Source organism: Massilia putida, assembly GCF_001941825.1.
In the GTDB taxonomy this organism is placed as follows: Bacteria; Pseudomonadota; Gammaproteobacteria; order Burkholderiales; family Burkholderiaceae_D; genus Telluria; species Telluria putida.
Genome location: NZ_CP019038.1, coordinates 454,945 through 474,990, shown reverse-complemented (window position 1 = coordinate 474,990; position 20,046 = coordinate 454,945). Strand labels below are relative to the sequence as shown.

General features: G+C 66.1%; 15 protein-coding genes. 13 read left to right on the top strand and 2 right to left on the bottom strand.

Features of this window, described 5'->3' with window-relative positions:
- Nucleotides 1–8: 8 nt before the first annotated feature.
- Nucleotides 9–419: a GFA family protein gene (locus BVG12_RS04595; RefSeq protein WP_075791381.1), complete on the top strand. Its 411-nt coding sequence runs from the start codon at nt 9–11 to the stop codon at nt 417–419.
- A 119-nt stretch (nt 420–538) separates the two neighbouring features.
- Nucleotides 539–1,033 carry a hypothetical protein gene (locus BVG12_RS04590; RefSeq protein ID WP_075791380.1) on the top strand — a complete coding sequence of 165 codons (495 nt, stop codon included), beginning with the start codon at nt 539–541 and terminating at the stop codon, nt 1,031–1,033.
- Nucleotides 1,034–1,089: 56 nt separating this feature from the next.
- Here BVG12_RS04590 and BVG12_RS04585 read toward each other — a convergent pair whose 3' ends face one another.
- Complete coding sequence (locus BVG12_RS04585) at nt 1,090–1,893, bottom strand: DUF481 domain-containing protein (protein WP_307189103.1); 804 nt, start codon at nt 1,891–1,893, stop codon at nt 1,090–1,092.
- A 237-nt stretch (nt 1,894–2,130) separates the two neighbouring features.
- On the opposite strand from BVG12_RS04585, the gene BVG12_RS04580 reads away from it, so the two are divergent.
- Together BVG12_RS04580 and BVG12_RS04575 are read left to right on the top strand one after the other, a co-directional pair.
- Nucleotides 2,131–2,808, top strand: a complete 678-nt coding sequence (locus BVG12_RS04580; protein WP_083684563.1) for a response regulator transcription factor — start codon at nt 2,131–2,133, stop codon at nt 2,806–2,808.
- A 292-nt stretch (nt 2,809–3,100) separates the two neighbouring features.
- Nucleotides 3,101–5,746: a GGDEF/EAL domain-containing response regulator gene (locus tag BVG12_RS04575; protein ID WP_156895546.1), complete on the top strand. Its 2,646-nt coding sequence runs from the start codon at nt 3,101–3,103 to the stop codon at nt 5,744–5,746.
- Here BVG12_RS04575 and BVG12_RS04570 read toward each other — a convergent pair.
- Nucleotides 5,731–7,023 (bottom strand): NCS2 family permease, encoded by a 1,293-nt coding sequence (locus tag BVG12_RS04570; RefSeq protein ID WP_179966252.1) that lies wholly within the window; start codon nt 7,021–7,023, stop codon nt 5,731–5,733. The two genes, BVG12_RS04575 and BVG12_RS04570, sit on opposite strands and share 16 nt — an antisense overlap.
- 168 nt (nt 7,024–7,191) lie before the next feature.
- Between BVG12_RS04570 and uxaC the strand changes: the two genes are divergently transcribed.
- The 9 genes from uxaC (at nt 7,192) to BVG12_RS04525 (ending at nt 19,993) form a co-directional block, all read left to right on the top strand.
- Nucleotides 7,192–8,586: a glucuronate isomerase gene (uxaC, locus tag BVG12_RS04565; protein ID WP_075791375.1), complete on the top strand. Its 1,395-nt coding sequence runs from the start codon at nt 7,192–7,194 to the stop codon at nt 8,584–8,586.
- Nucleotides 8,587–8,596: 10 nt separating this feature from the next.
- A complete protein-coding gene (locus BVG12_RS04560; protein ID WP_075791374.1) occupies nt 8,597–10,207 on the top strand; it encodes a UxaA family hydrolase in 1,611 nt (536 codons plus the stop codon).
- A gap of 12 nt (nt 10,208–10,219) precedes the next feature.
- Nucleotides 10,220–11,647, top strand: a complete 1,428-nt coding sequence (locus tag BVG12_RS04555; protein ID WP_075796196.1) for a tagaturonate reductase — start codon at nt 10,220–10,222, stop codon at nt 11,645–11,647.
- A 103-nt stretch (nt 11,648–11,750) separates the two neighbouring features.
- The gene (locus BVG12_RS04550) at nt 11,751–13,046 is read left to right on the top strand and encodes an MFS transporter (RefSeq protein WP_075791373.1); all 1,296 of its coding nucleotides are present in this window, start codon (nt 11,751–11,753) and stop codon (nt 13,044–13,046) included.
- Nucleotides 13,047–13,089: 43 nt separating this feature from the next.
- Nucleotides 13,090–14,028 (top strand): 2-dehydro-3-deoxygluconokinase, encoded by a 939-nt coding sequence (gene kdgK, locus BVG12_RS04545; RefSeq protein WP_075791372.1) that lies wholly within the window; start codon nt 13,090–13,092, stop codon nt 14,026–14,028.
- A 21-nt stretch (nt 14,029–14,049) separates the two neighbouring features.
- Nucleotides 14,050–14,775, top strand: a complete 726-nt coding sequence (locus tag BVG12_RS04540; RefSeq protein ID WP_229503802.1) for a GntR family transcriptional regulator — start codon at nt 14,050–14,052, stop codon at nt 14,773–14,775.
- 65 nt (nt 14,776–14,840) lie between these two features.
- Nucleotides 14,841–16,109, top strand: a complete 1,269-nt coding sequence (locus tag BVG12_RS04535; RefSeq protein WP_075791371.1) for a hypothetical protein — start codon at nt 14,841–14,843, stop codon at nt 16,107–16,109.
- A gap of 420 nt (nt 16,110–16,529) precedes the next feature.
- Nucleotides 16,530–17,768: a glycosyltransferase family 1 protein gene (locus BVG12_RS04530; protein ID WP_075791370.1), complete on the top strand. Its 1,239-nt coding sequence runs from the start codon at nt 16,530–16,532 to the stop codon at nt 17,766–17,768.
- A gap of 107 nt (nt 17,769–17,875) precedes the next feature.
- Nucleotides 17,876–19,993, top strand: a complete 2,118-nt coding sequence (locus tag BVG12_RS04525; protein WP_075791369.1) for an alpha-L-rhamnosidase-related protein — start codon at nt 17,876–17,878, stop codon at nt 19,991–19,993.
- The last annotated feature ends 53 nt before the right edge of the window (nt 19,994–20,046 follow it).

Sequence of the window (20,046 nt, the reverse complement as noted above, 5' to 3'; positions counted from 1 at the left end):
GAGATGCAATGGGATTGCAGGGCGGATGCATGTGCGGCGCGGTGCGCTACGAGGCGTCAGGAGAACCGTTCCACCTGACGTTGTGCCACTGCGTCGATTGCCGCCGCGCCAGCGGTGCGCCTGCCCTCGCATGGTTCAGCGTACGCACGGCCGCGCTGCGCTGGACCCGCGGCACGCCCGCGCGCAATCCGTCCAGTCCCGGCGTCGAACGCCTGTTCTGCGGCCGCTGCGGCACACAATTGACGTGGCACAGCGACAGCGGGCCGGACGAGATCGACGTCACCACGTGCAGCCTGGACGACCCCGACGCGCTTCCGCCGGCCGACCACACGTATTACGAGCAGCGGGTCCGCTGGCTGCACCTGGCGGATTCATTGCCACGTTATCCGCGCACACGCAATGAGGGCGCCGAATCTTGACGTGGATGACACACACTTTGTCGTTTTCGCCAAACAATTACAATAAACTACACAATTGTGCGCACGAAACGATAGCAAAACTATAAAATGAAGTTCTATCAATTTACACGGAGAACTTCATGTTCAAGTCTGTCCTGCGTCTTGCCACCGGTGCCGTCCTGATGTCCGCCGCGCTGTGCGCCTCAGCCGACCCGGCCGTCTACAGGGACTTCAAAGTGTCCGGCGTGCTGCAGGAAATGCCCGGCCCGTCCGCACGCTGCGCTTCGAATTTCGGCGGCACGATCCTTGGTTTCGGCACCAGCACCGGAATCGGCGACAAGGTCACGTTCTTGGCCACCGACTGCATCACGCCGAACGGCGCCACCTACACCTTCAGCGACGGTAAATTCCTGATCACGACCCTGACAGGCGAACTGATCTACGCTAACTACAGCGGCCAGTTCGTGCCGACGGGCGAAGGCGCGAAGTACGTGTTCTCGGGCGCCACGTTCCAGATCACGGGCGGCACGGGCCGCTACGCCAAGGCGACCGGCGGCGGCGATATGACGGGTAGCGAGGATATGGTGACGGGGCAGGGCACGATCCAGCTGTCGGGCCGGATCCTGGCGAAGTAATCCGTACACACGAAAAAAAACGGCCGGGACATCCCGGCCGTTTTTGCGATGCGGATTCAGAACGAATAGACGAGCGTCAGTGACGTCTGCGTATCCGTGTTTTTCTTGTTGACCGGCACGTTCGTGTCGTTGCGCGCGCTGAACGCGGCCTTCATCTGCATCGTCCCGTTGATCTTGGTGGAGAGCGCCGTCTCGGCGATCGAGTGCATGTTCGACGTGCCCCGTTCCACGCTCACGCTCTGCGAAAAGGCGGCGGACGGGCTCACGCGCCAGCGCAGCTGCGCCGCGCCGCGCACGGTCACGCCCGCTTCGCTGCTGCCCGCCGCGTTTTCGCCGTGAAAATAACCCGGACCCACCTCGACGTCGATCGTCTCGTTGTCGCGTTTGAGCAATTGGGTGCCGTAACCGACGCCGACCGATGAATAGCGGGTGTAGGCGCCGAATTTATCGTTCACGTGCGAGCCCAGCAGGAAGGCGCGGTTGCCGTCTTCCAGCAGCTTGAACGCGGCCTTGGCCGACACCGAATAGCGCTCCGCCGAACGGGTGCGCGTCGTCGAGCCGTTGCTGTTGTGGTTGACGTCTTCCTTGAAATAACCGCTGACGATGTATTCGTTGCTCCAGTTGGCCATTTCGTGGCGGGCATCGACCTTGCCGGTCACGGAAGTCCCTTCGGTATTGCCCGACGTCGTGATGGCGCCAAGCTCGGCCGATGTGTACCAGCTGCTGCCTTCCGGTATCGCCGTCGTGGGCGCCTGGGTGAAGTAACTGGGCGACGGCACGCTGCTGGCGAGGTCGTCCGGAGCGGCCATCGCCGCTCCCGCGCTGGACAGCGCCAGCACGCAAAGCATCAGAGATTTCATAGGCATCTGTACGGCTGCCTGCCGTCGCCATCGGGAGCGATGCACAGCCTGTCGTTCACGGAATCGTCCGTCCGGGGCGAGCCCGGCGGCGGGAGGCGACATTGTAGCCGAAAGCGCCGGCCGAAATACTTTCGTGCGGAAATTTTACATATTGGCTACCAGAAACGTGTAAAGATAATATGCAATTGTTAAGTTTCGATTGATTGTGTTTGCAATTCTGAGCCAACGTTGCCTAGAATGCTTGCTTTGCCGACATACCGGCGTGAATGTATTGAAGGAAGCATAGTGATCAGGCTCGTCATCGCCGACGATCATGAATTGATCCGCGAAGGGATCAAAAAGATCGTCCGGCCCTGCACCGACCTAAAAATCGTCGGTGAAGCCGCAGACTTGAAGCAAGCGATCGCCCTCATCACCCAGGTTCACCCAGACGTCGTGATCCTGGACTTGACATTGCCCGATTACGACGGGCTCGAAGGCCTCGCCGAATTGCGGCGTCATTTTCCCGATCTCCGGGTCGTGATCCTCAGCATGCATCCTGAGGAACGTTACGCACTGGCCGCGCTGCGGACCGGTGCGCTTGGCTATGTTTCCAAGGCCATGGCATCGTCCGAACTGGTCGACGCCGTACGGCGCGCGGCGGACGGCGGTACCTGGCTGGGGCCGCGCGTCGGCATGCTGCTGGCGCACGAGGCGCGCCCGGGCGGACGGCCGCCGCATTACACCCTCACGCCCCGCGAAGCGGAAATCGTCGCGCTCATCGGCTCCGGATTGCAGATCAAACAGGTCGCGGCCAAGCTCGGGATCAGCATCAGTTCCGTCAACACCTACCGCACCCGCATCTTCCGCAAGATGGGCCTGTCCACGAACGCGGCCCTGATCCGCTATGCGCTTCAACACGGCCTGGCCGGTTGAGCGGGCCCGGACACGTTGTTACCTTTCGGCAACAAAGTAAAAGATTGGCTGTCATAAAATTCGTGACAGTGTTTTGCGTTCGAATTGTGTCTTCCTCGGGGCGTGAAGGCCCCGGAACCGTTAATTTCGTGTGAAACTACATGCGGGCTCTGCAGAAGTAAAGACGGCCGGATGTTGTCGCACGGTCAATGACGAATGTTAATGGTTAGCCATCTTCGCTACCATCACGACAAGATTTGACGGCCGGGGTGTGCGCTGCACCGGCCACCGATTGCATTCGATCAACGACACGATGACAACAACGCACGAGAGAGATCGGTCCGGCCGGTCCTACGACATCCTTCTGGCCGAGGACAGCCCCACTCAGGCCGAGCACATTGCCCGGCTGCTGGAACAGGAGCCCGAGTTTCGCGTGCGCCTGGCGGCCGACGGCCGCGACGCCCTGGACGCCGCGCACGCACGGACGCCCGACCTGGTCATCAGCGACATCGCCATGCCCCGCATGGACGGCTACGCGCTGTGTCGCGCCCTCAAGGACGACCCGGCGCTGGCTGCGGTTCCGGTCCTGCTGCTGACCCGGCTGACCAGTCTGCAGGACATCGTACGGAGCCTGGAGGCGGGCGCCGACGGCTTCCTGCGCAAGCCCCACGACGCCGGCCAGTTGCGCGAGCGCGTGCGCCGCATCCTGACCGGACGCGACGCGGGCGACACCGCGCGGCCGCTGGAAGTGATGGCGGACGAACGGCGGCACATCTATGAACTGCTGGTCGCGACCCACGACCAGGCCCTGAGCCTGAACGCCGAGCTGGAGGCCCAGCGCCGCGAGCTCGCGCGGATGGTCGATTCCCTGGGGCTGCTCGGCAGGATCGCCGCCGCGCTGAGCGAGGCCGTCAGCGAGCCAGACGTGGCCGAGGCGGCGCTGGACCACCTGCTGCACATCCCAGCGCTCGCGGGCGCCGCCATCAGTACCGTCGCACCCGACGGCGCGGTGTCCCTGCTGGCGCAGCGCGGCGAGCCGCTCGACGCCACCGTCTGCGCATGCGGCGACGGCCGCGTGCCGCACGACCCGGAGGCCGTGTGCGTGCCGCTGCTCGCGGGCGAGCGCCGCGTGGGGCTGCTGCATGCGCGCGCGCGGCCGGACGCGTTCGGCGACGAGGAGCGCAAGCTGCTCGAGGGCGTGGCGCGGCAGGTCGCCCTCGCGCTCGAGCGCGCGCGCCTGTACACGCAGGCCGAGGCGCTCGTCGTCGAACGGACCGAAGCCCTGCGTTCGGAACGCAACCGGCTGTCGGCCGTCGTCGAAACGGCCGGCACCCTCGTGCTGCTGGCCGACCCGGACGGGCGCATCGTGACGTTCAACCGGGCCTGCGAGGAATCGCTGGGCTGGCGCGCCGAACAAGCGCTTGGACGGCGCTGCTGGGAAGTGGTGCGCGGGGCCGACGAGCCGGACATCGTGCGCCACCTGTTCGCCGGCCTGGCCAGCGCTCCGCCGCCGCAGCGGCTGCAGGGCGACTGGCGCACGCCCGACGGGCGCACGCGCAGCATCGTCTGGACGCATACCCTGCTGCGGCGCGAAGACGGCAGCGTGGAATTCGTCCTCGCCACCGGCATCGACGTCACCGAACTGCGCGGCGCCGAACTGCGCCTGCACTATGCCAGCAACTACGATGCCGCCACGGGCCTGCCCAACCGCGACCTGCTGCGCGAGCGCCTGCGCCGGATGAAGGCGCAGGCCAAGGCCGACGGCCGCGTCCTCGGCTTCATGCTGCTGCGTTTCGGGCGCATGGCGCTGATCCGCGAAGCGCTCGGCCCCGGCGCCGAACAGGCGATCCTGCAGGAAGCGGCGGCGCGCCTGCGCGACGTGGGCGCGCACGACTTCGTGGCGCGCTTTTCCGAAGGCGCGTTCGGCCTGGTCCTGGTGCGTGCGGACGCCGACGAACTCGCGGCCGGCGCGCGCCGCGTGCTGGCCGCCCTCGCCGCGCCGTACAAGTTCGAGCACGAGGAATTCCATCTCGATCCCGCGCTCGGCATCGCGATCTATCCGAACGACGGCGTGACCTACGAAACCCTGGCCAAAGGCGCGGAAACGGCGCTGCGCCAGGCGGCGGACAACGTCGGCCAGCGCTATGCGTTCTACCGCCCGGAGCTGAACCAGGGCGCCAACGACCGCTTCAAGCTGGAAAACGGCTTGCGCCGCGCCCTCGAGCGGGGCGAACTGGAACTGCACTACCAGCCGCAGATCGCCGTGCAGGGCGGCGCCATCGCCAGCGCCGAGGCGCTGCTGCGCTGGCGCCATCCGGAGCGCGGCATCGTCCCGCCGTCCCTGTTCATCCCGCTCGCGGAAGAGTCGGGCCTGATCCTGGAAATCGGCCGATGGGTGCTGCAACAGGTATGCCGCCAGTTGAGCGCGTGGCGCCAGGCGGGCCTGCCCGTCGTGCCGGTGGCCGTGAACCTGTCGGCGCACCAGTTCAACGAACAGATCCTCGGCACCGTGCGGCGCGTGCTGGAAGACAGCACGCTGGAACCGGGCCTGCTGGAGCTGGAGTTGACCGAGAGTGCCTCGATGGCCGACGCCGGCAAGAGTTTCACCCTGCTGGCCCAATTGAAGGAGATCGGGATCCGGCTCGCCATCGACGATTTCGGCACCGGCTATTCGAACCTCAACTACCTCAAACGCTTCCCCGTCGACTGCCTGAAACTGGACCGCACGTTCGTGCACGACCTGGAGACGGACGCCGACGACCTGGCGATCGCGCGGGCCGTCATCGCGATGGCCCACGGCCTCCGGCTGCAGGTCGTGGCGGAAGGGGTGGAAACCCAGGGCCAGTTCGATCTGCTGGCCGGGCTCGGGTGCGACCTCGTGCAGGGCTGGCTGTACAGCCCTGCGGTGCCGGCGGAGAAGTTCGCGGCGATGCTGGCGGCCGGTCAGGTGCCGATGTAGACGATCTTGAAGGCGAATAGGGCGGCGATCACCCAGATGATCGGCTTCACTTCGCGCGCGCGGCCCGTCGTCAGCTTCAGCGCCGCATACGTGATGAACCCGAACGCGATGCCTTCGGCGATCGAATACGTGAACGGGATCACGAGGGCCGTGATCGCGGCCGGCACGGCCTCGGTCGTGTCGTTCCATTCGATGTCGCCGAGGTCGCGCAGCATCAGGCAGGCGACGAACAGCAGCGCGGGCGCCGTCGCGTAGGCGGGCACCACGCCGGCCAGCGGCGCGATGAACAGGCAGGCGAGGAACAGCACGGCCACCGTCAGCGCGGTCAGGCCCGTGCGGCCGCCGGCCTGCACGCCGGCCGCGCTTTCGATGTACGCGGTCGTGCTCGACGTGCCCAGCACGGAGCCGGCCACGATGGCCGCGCTGTCGGCCAGCAGCGCCTTGTTCAGGCGTTCCATCTTGCCTTCCACGAGCAAGCCCGCGCGGCTGGCGACGCCCATCAGCGTGCCGGTCGCATCGAACAACTCCACGAGGAAGAACACGAGGACCACGTTCAGGATGCCGCCCCCTAAAGCACCCTTGACGTCCAGGTGCAGCAGCGTGGGGGCGATCGACGGCGGCGCCGACACGAGGCCGTGGAACGTGTTCCCGCCGAAGAAGAAGCTCAAGATCGTCACGACGACGATGCCGATCAGGATCGCGCCGCGCACCTTCAGGCGGTCCAGCGTGACGATCAGCAGGAAACCGACGACGGCCATGATGGCCTCGGGCTTGTGCAGGTCGCCGGCCTGCACGAGCGTCGCCGGGCTGGCGACGACGATGCCGGCGCTCTTCAGCGCGATCAGGGCAAGAAACATCCCCAGGCCCACCGTGATGGCGACGCGCAGCGAGCGCGAGATGCCGTTCACGATCATCGCGCGCAGTCCGAACACGGACACGAGGATGAACAGGCAGCCCGACACGAACACGGCGCCCAGCGCCGCCTGCCAGGGCACCTTCATGCCCAGCACGACGGCGTAGGCGAAATACGCGTTCAGGCCCATGCCCGGCGCCATCGCGATCGGATAGTTGGCGTACAGGCCCATGACGAGGCTGCCCAGCGCGGCCACGAGGCAGGTGGCGACGAACACGGCATCTTTGGGCATGCCGGCGTCGCCGAGGATGGACGGGTTGACAAAGATGATGTACGCCATCGTCAGGAAGGTGGTCAGGCCTGCCAGGACTTCCGTCCGGACGTCGGTGCCGCTCTGGCGTAGTTTGAATAATTGTTCGAGCATGTCGTCTCCAGGGGAGGGTGGTTGCGGACAGGTTATTGCATATATGCATCGCAAGTCCGATGACCGAAGCATAACACCCGGACAACGGGCAACAAAGTGCTTGCCACCGTAATATATTAGGCATACCATCCTGATATATCAGATCAGACACCCAAGGAGCTACACGACATGACCGCCTTCATGGACCAGGATTTCCTCCTCACGACAGACGTGGCCCGCAAGCTGTACCACGAGGTCGCGGCCGACCTGCCGGTGATCGATTACCACTCGCACCTGCAGCAGGGCGAGATCGCCGAGCGCAAGACCTTCCGCAACATCGCCGAACTGTGGCTGGGCGGCGACCATTACAAATGGCGCTTGATGCGCACGGCGGGCGTGCCCGAGGAATACTGCACGGGCGACTGCCCGGACAAGGAAAAATTCCTGGCCTTCTGCAAGGTGCTGCCGCTCGCGATCGGCAACCCGATCTACCACTGGAGCCACCTGGAGCTGCGCCGCATCTTCGGCATCGACCTGATCATCAACGAAAAAAACGCCGAGGCGATCTGGGAACAGGCAAACGCCAAGCTGGCGACGATGGATACCTGGACGTTCCTGGAACAGGCCAACGTGGAAATCGCCTGCACGACGGACGATCCGGCCGACGACCTGCTGCAGCACGCCGAGATCGCGAAGTCGGCGCTGAAGACGCGCGTGCTGCCGGCCTACCGTCCGGACAAGGCCATGCGCATCAATCACCCCGGTTTCAATGAGTACGTGGCGCGCCTGTCCGAGGTGGCCGGCGTGAAGATCGACTCGTTCGCATCGATGATCGCCGCCCTGGCCAACCGCGTCGAATACTTCCATGCGCGCGGCGGCCGCATTTCCGACCACGCCATCGACATCCCGCTGCCGGCCGTGGCCGCGACGGCCGAACAGCTGGAAAGCCTGTTCGCCAAGCGCATGCGCGGCGAGCTGCTGGGCGACCTCGAACAGGGCCAGTACCTGCGCGGCCTGCTTGGCGCCATCGGCGCGGTGTACGCGAAATTCGACTGGACGATGTGCTTCCACATCGGCGCCATGCGCAACAATAACCAGCGTATGCTGGAGACGCTGGGACCGGACACCGGCTTCGATTCGATCTCGGACATGACGACCAGTAACGGCCTCGTCGCGCTGCTGTCCGCGCTGGACGCGCACAAGCAGCTGCCGAAGACAATGCTGTTCAACCTGAATCCGGCGATGAACGACGTGCTGTCGACGATGATCGGTAACTTCCAGGACGGCAGCGTCGCCGGCAAGGTGCAGTTCGGCCCGGCCTGGTGGTTCAACGACCACAAACTCGGCAACCTGAACCAGATCCTCGCGTTCGGCAACCACTCCGTGCTGGGCATTTTTGTGGGCATGGTGACGGACTCGCGCAGCTTCGCGTCCTACCCGCGGCACGACTACTTCCGCCGCCTCGTGTGCCGCCAGCTGGGCGAATGGGTCGCGGCCGGCGAGTACCCGGAAGACTACGATGCGCTGGCCACGATCGTGCGCGGCATCTGCTACGAAAACGCCAAGAACTATTTCAAGCTCTGATTGGGCAACCATGCAAAAAGTGATCTGCATTCACCCGGACGACAGCATGCTGGTCGCCCTGACCGACCTGGCGCCGGGTGACGTCGTGACGTGGAACGGGGAGAACATCCTCGTATCGACGCCGGTCAGGACCAAGCACAAGCTGGCGCGCCGCGCCTTCGCCGAGGGCGACCTCTTGAGCATGTACGGCGTCGTCGTCGGCAAGGCCACGCAGCCGATCCGCAAGGGCGAAGCCGTCACGACCGACAATCTTACTCACTACGCGTCGGAAGTGGAAATCGGCGACAAGGGCGGGAAAACAGAGCCTTATACGTGGACCCCGCCGGACGTCGGCGACCTGAAAGAAGCGACGTTCGACGGCGTCGTGCGCGCGGACGGCCGCGTGGGCACGGCGAACTACTGGCTGATCTTCCCGCTCGTGTTCTGCGAAAACCGCAACGTCGAGCACCTGCGCAATGCGCTGGAAGGGCCGCTCGGTTACGCGACCAACGATCTCGCCTCGCTCACGTTCCAGCTGCTGGGCGAAGACATGGACGCGCCGAAGCCGGTCGTGCGGCCGTTCCCGAACGTGGACGGCGTGCGCGTCATCACGCACAACGGCGGCTGCGGCGGCACCCGCGCGGACGCGCGCTCGCTGTGCAAGATCCTGGCCGCGTATGCCGACCACCCGAACGTGGCCGGCATCACCGTGTTTTCCCTGGGCTGCCAGAACGCGCAGATCGCCATGTTCAACGATGCCCTCGCGAAGCAGAACCCGAACTTCGACAAGCCCGTGCTGATCTACGAACAGCAGCAGTGGGACAGCGAAGAAAAAATGATGAAGGCGGTGCTGCAGGATACGCTCACGCATCTGAAGGAAGCCAACAAGGTCCGGCGCCGACCGGTACCGCTGTCGCACCTGAAGATCGGGGTGAAGTGCGGCGGCTCCGACGGCTTTTCCGGCATCTCCGCCAATCCCGCGATGGGCTATGTGTCCGACATGGTGGTCGCCGTCGGCGGCTCGTCGATCCTCGCCGAGTTCCCGGAACTGTGCGGCGTGGAAGCGAGCCTGATCGAGCGCTGCGTCGAGGACGACGACAAGCGCCGCTTCCTTGGCATGATGCGCGACTTCGAACAGCGCGCGCTCGCGGTCGGCACGCATTTCGCCGACAACCCGAGCCCCGGCAATATCCGCGACGGCTTGATCACGGACGCGATGAAATCGGCCGGCGCCGCGAAGAAGGGCGGCACGTCGCCCATCGTCTCCGTGCTGGACTACGGCGAGCAGACCGACAAACCGGGCCTCGCGCTGCTGTGCACCCCGGGCGGCGACGTCGAATCCGTGACGGGCATCGTGGCGTCGGGTGCGAACGTCGTGCTGTTCTCGACGGGCCTCGGCACGCCGACCGGCAATCCGATCGTCCCCGTGCTGAAAATCTCCAGCAACAGCCGCGTGGCCGCGAAACTGGCGGACCTGATCGACTACGACTGCGGTCCTATCATCGAAGGCAAGGCGCTGCCCGACGTGGCGAAGGGCCTGTTCGACATGGTGGTGGACACCGCGGGTGGCCGCTACAAGTGCAAGGCCGACCGCTTGCAGCAATACGACTTCATCTTCTGGAAACGCGATATCTCGCTTTGAATGGAACCGACCATGACCGCACTCCGCCGCACCGCCCCGTTCGCGCTGCCCGTCAAGATCCTGCAATTCGGCCAGGGGAACTTCATGCGCGGCTTCTTCGACTGGCAGGTCGACCTGCTCAACGAACGCACGGGCCTCGACGCCGGCGTCGTCGTCGTGCGCCCGCGCGGGGGTTCGAACGTGCCGCTGCTGGACGTGCAGGACGGCCTGTTCACCGTCCTCGTACGCGGGCTCGATGAAGCCGGCCAGCCGGTGAAGCAATATCGTACCGTCGAATGCGTGCAGCGCGAGATCGACCCGGCCACGATGTACGGCGACTATCTGGCGCAGGCCGCGAACCCGGTTCTCCGCTTCGTCGTCTCCAACACGACGGAAGCGGGCATCGCCGTCAACGACACCGACCGCTTCGACGACGCGCCGCCCGTCACGTTCCCGGCCAAGCTCACGCAATTGCTGTTCGCGCGCTACACCGCATTCGAAGGCGCACAGGACAAGGGCCTCGTGCTGCTGCCGTGCGAACTGATCGACAGGAACGGCGCGGCGCTCAAGGAGGCCGTGCTGCACTATGCCCGCCTGTGGCAGCTGCCGACCGGCTTCGCGGCCTGGATCGGCGACGCCTGCACGTTCTGCAATACGCTCGTTGACCGCATCGTCACCGGCTATCCGGCCGCGGACGCCGGACAGATCGAACGCGAACTCGGGTACGCCGATCCGTTCCTGGTCGCCGCCGAATACTACTACCTGTTCGTGATCCAGGGCCCGGCCTCGGTGGGCGAGGAACTGAAACTGGCGGGCAGCGGCTTGAACGTGAAGCTCGTCGACGACATCACGCCGTACAAAAAGCGCAAGGTGGGCATCCTGAACGGCGGCCACACGACCCTCGTGCCGGTCGCGCTGCTGGCCGGCCTGGAAGCGGTCGGCCCGGCCGTCGACGACGCGCAGGTCGGAACGTTCCTGCGCGCGGCGATCGATGAAGAGATCATCCCGGCGCTGGAAATGGACCGCGCCGAGCTGGAGGCCTTCGCGGAGGACGTGCTGCGCCGCTTCCGCAACCCGGCGATCCACCACCGGCTCGCATCGATCGCGTTGAACAGCTGGAGCAAGTTCGCCGCGCGCGTGATGCCGCAACTGCTGCGCTACGCGGACCTCAACGACGGCCGCCTGCCGCGCCGCCTGGTGCTGGCGATGGCCGCGACGATGGTGCTGTACCGCGGCGGCGTCATCGACCTGGCCGACGATGCGGCCACCCTGGCGTGGTTCCGCGCCGGCTGGGACAAGGTGGCGGCCAAGGCGTGGACGCTGGACGACCTGGCCCATGGCTGGCTCGCGCACGCCGCGCTGTGGGGCAGGGACTTGAACCTCGTTCCGGGGCTGGCGGCGCAACTGGCCGCGAACCTGCGAGACATCGAAGAGCAGGGCATCCGCGCGCTGCTCGCGTAAGCACGAACGACAACCGATCGAGAGAGACCGCCGGCGCATCCGCGCCGGGCGGCCCGGGATCTTGCGCGCATTTTTTGACATGGAAAGCGCCTGAGGAGACAACATGAAGACAATGAGAGGCATGCGCTGGTGGATGGTGGGGCTGGTCACGCTCGGCCTGATCGTCAACTACCTGGCCCGCAACACCCTGTCCGTCGCGGCGCCGACCATGATGGCGGACCTGCACATCGATACGAAGCAATATTCGTACATCGTCGTCGCGTGGCAGGTTTGTTACGCCGTCATGCAACCGGTGGCCGGCTTCGTGCTGGACGCCATCGGCACCAAGATCGGCTTCGCCGTGTTCGCGTTCGCGTGGTCGCTGGCGTGCGCCTGCGCGGCGCTGGCGTCCGGCTGGCAGAGCATGGCCTTGTTCCGCGGCCTGCTGGGCCTCACGGAAGCGGCGGGCATCCCGGCCGGCATCAAGGCGACGACGGAATGGTTCCCCGCGAAGGAGCGCTCGGTCGCCATCGGCTGGTTCAACATCGGTTCGTCGATCGGCGCCCTGTGCGCGCCGCCGCTCGTCGTGTGGGCGATCCTGCACGCGGGCTGGCAGTGGGCCTTCGTCATCGTCGGCATGCTGGGCATCGCGTGGACCCTGCTGTGGACCGTGTTCTACAAGCACCCGCGCGACCAGAAGCTGCTGTCGGACGCGGAGCGCGACCGCATCCTGTCGGGCCAGGAAGCGAAACGCCAGGACGGCACGTCGAGGGCGTCGTGGCGCGAGATCGGCCGCAGCCGGAATTTCTGGTCCATCGCGATCCCGCGCTTCCTGTCGGAGCCGGCCTGGCAGACGTTCAACGCGTGGATCCCGCTGTACATGGCGACGGAACGCCATATGGACCTGAAGGAGATCGCCGCGTTCGCGTGGCTGCCGTTCCTGGCCGCGGACATCGGCTGCGTGCTGGGCGGCTATCTGCAGCCCTTCGTGCACCGGCACTTCAAGGTCTCCTTGTTCGCGTCGCGTAAATGGGTGATGGCGTTCGGCTCCCTGTGCATGATCGCTCCGGGATGCATCGGCCTCGTGGCGAGCCCGTACACAGCGATCTTCCTGCTGTGCATCGGCGGATTCGCGCACCAGACGCTGTCCGGCGCGCTGTATGCGATCACGTCCGACGTCTTCGGCAAGCACGAGGTGGCGACCGCCACGGGCCTGGCCGGCATGTCGGGCTATCTGGGGGCGACCTTGTTCACGCTGTTGTTCGGCCTCGTGGTCGCGCACGTGGGCTACAGCCCGATGTTCGTCGTGCTGGCCGTGTTCGACGTGCTGGCGGCGATCGTCGTCTGGACGCTGGTCCGCGAGACCGGTCCGCGGCCGCCCCTGAAAACGGATGCCCCGGCCATGGCCGGCATCCGTTAAACTTTCCGGCCCCGACAACACACAAGGACGACGAGGACACACGATGGCAGCACACACCGTCTACGCGATCGGCGAATGCATGATCGAACTGCAGAAGAGCGTGCACGGGCAGGGTGGCACGATGGATTACCGCTTCGGCGGCGACACGCTGAACACGGCCGTGTACATGGCGCGCCTGCTCGACCCGGCGCATGTGAACGTCGCCTACGTGACGGGTCTCGGCACGGACGGCATGTCCGCCGAGATGCTGGCCGCGTGGGAGCGCGAAGGCATCGAAACGTCCTGCGTGCAGCGCCTGCCGGACCGCCTGCCGGGCCTCTACATGATCGAAACGGATCCGGATGGCGAACGCCGCTTCCATTACTGGCGCAAGGATGCCGCCGCGCGGCACTGGCTCGCGGCCCCCGGCGCGGGCACGGTGCTCGAGGCGCTGGCGTCGGCGCGCATGGTCTATCTGTCGGGGATCAGCCTGGCGATCCTGGCGCCAAGCGACCGCGACCTGCTGATCGCCACGCTGGCCCGGTGCCGCGCGGCCGGCGGCAGCGTCGTGTTCGACAACAACTACCGCCCACGCCTGTGGGAAGACGCGGAGACGGCGCGCGACGTCTACGGCCGCGCGCTCGCGCATGCGGACATCGCGTTGCTCACGCTGGACGACGAGGTCGCGCTGTACGGCCAAGCCGACGCGGCCGACGTCATCGAACGCACGCGCGCCCTGGGCGTGGGCGAAGTCGTCGTCAAATGCGGCGGCGCGCCGTGCGTCGTCTGGCACGACGGGCGCCTGCACGAAGTGGCGCCGCAACCGGTGAAGGACGTGGTCGACACGACGGCCGCCGGCGATTCGTTCGGCGCGGCGTACATGGCGGCCCGTTTGAGCGGGAAGGGCCCGGACGACGCCGCGCGCGCCGGGCACCGGCTGGCCGGGACCGTGATCCGCCACCGCGGCGCGATCATCCCGCGCGAGGCGATGCCCGCCGGCTGAAGAGGCGTTACACTTGCGACCATGAACAACCCAGTCCCACCCACTCAAGAGATCGAGGCCGAGAGCGGCCTGAGCGCGTCGCGCCGCGTCTACCTGTGCCTGCGCCGGCGCATCGTCGAAATGAAGATGCTGCCGGGCGCGCGCGTCGTGGAGCGCGACATCGCCGAGGAGTTCGGCACGAGCCGCACGCCCGTGCACGAAGCCGTGCAGCGCCTGGCCGACGAGGGCCTGATCGAAATCGTGCCGCGTTCCGGCACCTTCGTCGCCCGCATTCCGCTCGACGCCCTGGAAGAGGCCAACCTCGTGCGGCACGCGCTGGAGACGGCGATCATCGAAAAGGCGGCGGCGCGCGTCGGTCCCGAGGACGCGGGGCGGCTGCGCGCCATCCTGGCCGAGCAGGAGGCAGCCATCACGGCCAACGATTTCGGCACCTTCCACCGCACCGACGAGCGCTTCCACGCGCTGCTGGCCGAGCTGTCCGGCTATCCGGGCGTGTGGCCCATCATCCAGCAGGCCAAGACGCAGATGGACCGCTACCGCCAGCTGACGTTGCCGCTGGAAGGCCGCATGGCCGGGGTGCTGGAAGAGCACCGCGCCGTCGTCGACGCCATCGAGGCGCGCGATCCGGCCCGCGCCGTCGCCGCCATGCGCGAACACCTCGATCACGTGATGCCGGTACTGGAAATCACCCGCAAGCTGCGGCCGGAATTCTTCACGACCCACCTCGACACCCGGCCCGCGCGCTAAGGTGTCGCCTGGACGGACGACCGATTTGCTACCATGGCGACTCGTTCACTCTTATGAAGTCTGCCATGCCCAACAACAAGCGCCCGGCCAAGGGCCCGTCGGCCCAACCCAACCGCGGATCGGCCAAGCCGAAAAAGTCGACCAAGTCGGTCAAACCGGTGGAAGCGGATCCCGACGAGCTCGCCCAGAACCTCGTCGACCTGGCGCTCGAGATCACCGAGCGCGAGTCCGCCGACGCCGCCATGCTCGCCGCCCGGCGGCAAGACCTGACGGTGCTGATCCGGCGGCTGCTGCGGCGCAAGCACGACGACGTGCTGGTCGGCGCCATCGAAGTGGCGCGCTACACCGATGCCGACTGCTGCCGCCTGCTGCGCGAACGCATCGAAGAAGAGGCGGCCACGTTGCACGTGCGCGGCGACGACAAGGATGAGACCAACGGTGGGGAACTCGAGATCGACGCGTTCATGATTCCGCTGTTCGTGCACAGCACCGGCGGGCTCAAGCAGGACGACGTGTTCCGCGACGACGCCGATTTCGAAGCCCTGATGGACAGCTTCCGCAAGTCCGGCCTCGCCAGCCCGGCCACCCGCATCGTCCTCGTGCGCCATGTGTACGACCTGGACGGCGTGGACCGCGTCCGCTACAGCGACCTGCAGGAGATGCTGCGGGAAGCCGCGCACGCGCTGCGCTCGCGCAAGCTCGTGCCCACGCCCGCCATCGAGGCCAGCATGCGGCCCTGGATCGGCGGCGACTACGAGCCGGACGACGAGGCGATGGAACTGCGCTTCCTGCTCGGTTTCGCGCTGAAGCCGGCCGACGACCCGTTCTACCACGTGCCTTCCGACGAGGCGGCCGCGGACGCGTATTTCGAAGGCCGCATGGCCCGCTACCGGATGTGGGCGGGCAGCGTCGCGCCGCTGCTGCAGCGCTGCCTGTCCAGCCATCCGGCGGAGCTCGAGCTGAATTTCCTCTACCAGGACCTGTTCTTCGGCGCCAAGGAGCAGGGCGTGGCCGAGCTGTCGATGCTGGCCACCCTGGCCGAAGTCAACCAGCGCCTGGACGAGCAACAGCGCGCGCCGGAGCGCATCAAGGCCGTCGTCGCGCCCGTCGAGGCGAACGGCGAGCCGGTCCTGCGCATCAATCTCTACCCGCTGAGCGGCGGCGCGCCACTGGCCACCGTCGACAAGCCGCTGGACCTGGCCGCCGACCTCGAATCGGAGCTGGCGGACCTGTGCGACGCACTGGGCACGATCGGCCTGGACGGCGTGCTGCTGGCGCGCGGCTTCGATGCCGCCGGCGAACCGGAAGATGCGGAACCCTATCTTTCGGCCTGAGCCGTTCCGCACGGCCGTCCCGGCGTGACGCCTCCCCGTTTATCTTCCCGGCCGCGCCGCCCGGCGCGGTCTTCTCCCTCTGAAAACCCCCTGTTTTCGCGGCGCGTAACGCCCGGATACTCGTCGTTCCGCAAGCGCAGATGATGCAAATTCGTAGTGTTTTTTCCTGCGTCTGCGTAGGAGGGAACCTACACGATTGGACACTCTGCCGAGCTCTCCCAGGGAGACCGGGTCGGGACGGCTTTCCGCATGTTTCCTGATGCAAATGTTGCAATGCATAAATGAAAATATTAAGAAAGTTGCATGATACGATTCACTGGTCCGGCACCTGATCTGTCGGTGTTTTCACAGCATCGACGCATCAGTGGCGGGCCTTGAATCCAGATCAACTAGAACGCCCCGAGGCGAAAGGAAATCAACATGCCGACCCTGATCGTGTTTTGCCATCTGCGCTGGGACTTCGTCTTTCAGCGCCCCCAGCACCTCATGACTCGCCTGGCGGAACACTACCGAATCCTGTTTGTCGAGGAGCCGGTGTATGACGAGGGCAAGGCGCACCTGCAGAAGACGGCCGTCGCGCCGAACATCACGGTGTGCCAGCCGCATACCGGCATCCAGGCGCCCGGCTTCCACGACGACCAGATCCCCACGCTGCAGACGCTGCTGGCCGATCTCGTCCCGGAAGGCGAGCGCCCCGTCGTCTGGTTCTACACGCCGATGGCGCTGCCGCTGCTGCAAGGCTTCGATCCCGCACTCGTCATCTACGACTGCATGGACGAACTGGCCGCCTTCAAGAACGCCCCGAAACAACTGCTGCAGCGCGAGAATGCGCTGCTGAACATCGCCGACCTGTGCTTCACGGGCGGTCCGAGCCTGTACCAGTCCAAGCGCGAGCGCCACGCCAATGCGCACTGCTTCTCGAGCAGCGTCGACGCGAAACACTTCCAGAAGGCGCTCGACCGCAACGACAGCCACCCCGACCAGGCCCATGTCGCGCGTCCGCGCCTGGGCTTCTACGGCGTCATCGACGAGCGCTTCGACACCGACCTCGTACGCCAGGTCGCCGAAGCCCATCCCGAATGGCAGATCGTGCTCGTGGGTCCGGTGGTGAAGATCGACCCGGCCAACCTGCCGCGCGCCGACAACATCCATTACATGGGCCAGCGCACGTACGACCAGCTGCCGCAGTTCCTGGCTGGCTGGGACGTCTGCCTGCTGCCGTTCGCGCTGAACGAGTCGACCAAGTTCATCAGCCCGACCAAGGTGCTGGAATACATGGCGGCCGAACTGCCGTCCGTCAGCACCCCGATCACGGACGTGAAGGTGCCGTACGGCGACGTCGTCGCCATCGCCGACACGCCGGAGAAATTCATCGCGGCCTGCGAGCGCATGCTCGCGATGAACGACGAGCAGCAGACGGCACTGAAGGAACGCATGCGCGCCATCGTCGCGAACACGTCGTGGGACAAGACGGCCGCCAGCATGCACCACCTGATCGAGACGACCGCCCCGAGCAACAAGGCCCAGCGCTTCATCGCCCGCGCGGAAGAAGCGGACTTCGACGACGTGGTCAACGCCGAGAACGTCAATCCGCTGCCGATCGCCGCACTGGCCGCGCGCATGACGCCGAAGGACGGCATGGCGAAGGCCGCGGGCTGACCGCACTTTCCGTGACGCGTCACGCGCGTCATTCAGGAATCGCTCAACCGGGCGATTGATTCGCGCACGCGGTCAAGGTCGGTGAAGTTCATGAATACAATTCGCGCATGCGAATACATTCCTACTTCATCGGCCTCCTGCTGGCGCTCGCGTGCGGCCTGGCGGGCGCACAGGGCACGGCGACCTGGATCTGGTCGCCGGGCGATTTCGAGATCTGGCTGAGCAACCGGATGCAGGCGCAGCGCGTCGAGCGCGACGTCGCCTGGCCGCCGTTCTGGCGCCTGTACGGCCACCAGCCGCAGGTGAACTTCATGCGGCAGGTCGACCTGGCCGGGCCGGAAGACATCGACGTCGCCGCCGAAGGCATCTACAACGTCGCCATCGACGGCCGGTTCGTGCACGGCGACCAGCGCCATATCCGCATCCCTGCCGGCAGGCACACGCTCAACATCCAGGTCTATAACGCGGCCTCGCCGCCGGCCGTTTTCGTGCAGGGCCGGACGATCCGGTCCGATGCGTCGTGGACGGCCGGCCCGCGTCCGGGCGCGCCCGCCGGCGCGGCCGGCCATTGGAACTTCGACACACCGGACAATCCGCCATCCCGCTTCCGCCTGCCGACCCGCGAGATCCTGCCCGCCGCCGTCACGCGCGGCAACGGCACTGTCCTCGTGGATTTCGGCCGGGAGACGACGGGATTCGTCACGCTGAAGAATCTCGCGGGCAGCGGACAAGTCACGCTGTACTACGGCGAGTCGAAAGAGGAAGCCCTGTCCGAAGCGGGTGCCGAGACGCTCGACCGCTTCACGCTCGCCGGCCACCATGGCGACTACATGGCACTCACGTCGCGCGCCATGCGCTATGTGAACATCCGCTTCGACGCCGGCCTGCGTGTCGGAGATGTGGCGCTGGCGTACGAATACCTCCCGGTCGCGCACCGCGGCGAGTTCAAGAGCTCCGACGACGAGTTGAACCGGATCTGGGACGTCGCGCAGCGCACGCTCGAACTGAACACGCGCGAGTTCTTCATCGACGGCGCCAAGCGCGACCACTGGGTCTGGTCCGGCGACGCCGTCCAGACCTACCTGATGAACTATTACACGTTCTTCGACGGCGACGCGGTCAAGCGCACGACGTGGGCGCTGCGCGGCGCGGACCCCGTCGACATGCACATCAACACGATCCTGGACTATTCCCTGTACTGGTTCATCGGCATCCGCGACTATTACCAGTACACGGGCGACGCGGACTTCGTGAGAAGCGTCTACCCGCGCATGGTGTCGCTGATGGATTTCGTGCTGGCGCGGCGCGACGGCAACGGCATGCTGGAAGGCTTGCCGGGCGACTGGGTGTTCGTCGACTGGGCCGACATGCCGAAGGACGGCGAACTGGCCGTCATCCAGCTGCTGTTCGCGCGCAGCCTGGAAGCGATGGCCGACTGCGCGGCGCTCGCGCACGACGACGCGAAGGCCGCCACGTACCGCCAACTGGGCGCGGACCTGAAGACGAGGATCATGGCGGCCTTCTGGGATCCGCAGCGCCAGCTCTTCATCCACGGTCGCAAGGACGGCAACACGAACCCGCTCGTCACGCGCCATCCGAACATGTTCGCGCTGATGTTCGGCTACCTCGACGACGCGCAGGCGGCCGCCGTGCGTCGCAACGTCCTCACGAACGACGCGGTGCCGAAGATCACGACGCCGTACATGCGGTTCTACGAACTGGCGGCGCTGGCGGAAAGCGGGCAGCAGCGCTACGTCACGGGACAGATCAAGGACTACTGGGGCGGCATGCTGCGCGCGGGCGCCACGTGCTTCTGGGAGCAGTACGACCCGAACGTGGACGGCGCCGCGCGCTACGCCATGTACGGCAAGCCGTTCGGCATGAGCCTGTGCCACGCCTGGGGCGCAAGTCCGCTGTACCTGCTCGGCAAATACTACCTGGGCGTCAAACCGACGCAGCCCGGCTACGCGGCCTACGTCGTCGAGCCGGACCTGGGCGGCTTGAAGTGGATAACCGGGAAGGTGCCGACGCCCCACGGGGACATCGCCGTGTATGCCGACGCGGCGACGATCCGGGTGACCGGCATCCTCGGCCAGGGCGTGCTGCGGTTCACGAGCGCGACCGCGCCGCGCAGCGACGGCGGCACGATCCGCAAGGTGGGCGAACGCCGCTACGAGCTGCCGCTCGAAGGGGGCAAGACCTATCTCGTCACGCGGCGGGAATAAATCTGTTGCGGGGCTCTTTGGCCCTATCTATAATCTCGCGGGTATATTATAGA

Coding starts and splice junctions, on each gene's coding strand:
- BVG12_RS04525 (WP_075791369.1), top strand. CDS start 17,876: ATGCGAATACATTCCTACTTCATCGGCCTCCTGCTGGCGCTCGCGTGC.
- BVG12_RS04535 (WP_075791371.1), top strand. CDS start 14,841: ATGCCCAACAACAAGCGCCCGGCCAAGGGCCCGTCGGCCCAACCCAAC.
- BVG12_RS04540 (WP_229503802.1), top strand. CDS start 14,050: ATGAACAACCCAGTCCCACCCACTCAAGAGATCGAGGCCGAGAGCGGC.
- BVG12_RS04550 (WP_075791373.1), top strand. CDS start 11,751: ATGAAGACAATGAGAGGCATGCGCTGGTGGATGGTGGGGCTGGTCACG.
- BVG12_RS04575 (WP_156895546.1), top strand. CDS start 3,101: ATGACAACAACGCACGAGAGAGATCGGTCCGGCCGGTCCTACGACATC.
- kdgK (WP_075791372.1), top strand. CDS start 13,090: ATGGCAGCACACACCGTCTACGCGATCGGCGAATGCATGATCGAACTG.
- BVG12_RS04560 (WP_075791374.1), top strand. CDS start 8,597: ATGCAAAAAGTGATCTGCATTCACCCGGACGACAGCATGCTGGTCGCC.
- BVG12_RS04570 (WP_179966252.1), bottom strand. CDS start 7,023: ATGCTCGAACAATTATTCAAACTACGCCAGAGCGGCACCGACGTCCGG.
- uxaC (WP_075791375.1), top strand. CDS start 7,192: ATGACCGCCTTCATGGACCAGGATTTCCTCCTCACGACAGACGTGGCC.
- BVG12_RS04555 (WP_075796196.1), top strand. CDS start 10,220: ATGACCGCACTCCGCCGCACCGCCCCGTTCGCGCTGCCCGTCAAGATC.
- BVG12_RS04585 (WP_307189103.1), bottom strand. CDS start 1,893: ATGAAATCTCTGATGCTTTGCGTGCTGGCGCTGTCCAGCGCGGGAGCG.
- BVG12_RS04580 (WP_083684563.1), top strand. CDS start 2,131: ATGCTTGCTTTGCCGACATACCGGCGTGAATGTATTGAAGGAAGCATA.
- BVG12_RS04595 (WP_075791381.1), top strand. CDS start 9: ATGGGATTGCAGGGCGGATGCATGTGCGGCGCGGTGCGCTACGAGGCG.
- BVG12_RS04590 (WP_075791380.1), top strand. CDS start 539: ATGTTCAAGTCTGTCCTGCGTCTTGCCACCGGTGCCGTCCTGATGTCC.
- BVG12_RS04530 (WP_075791370.1), top strand. CDS start 16,530: ATGCCGACCCTGATCGTGTTTTGCCATCTGCGCTGGGACTTCGTCTTT.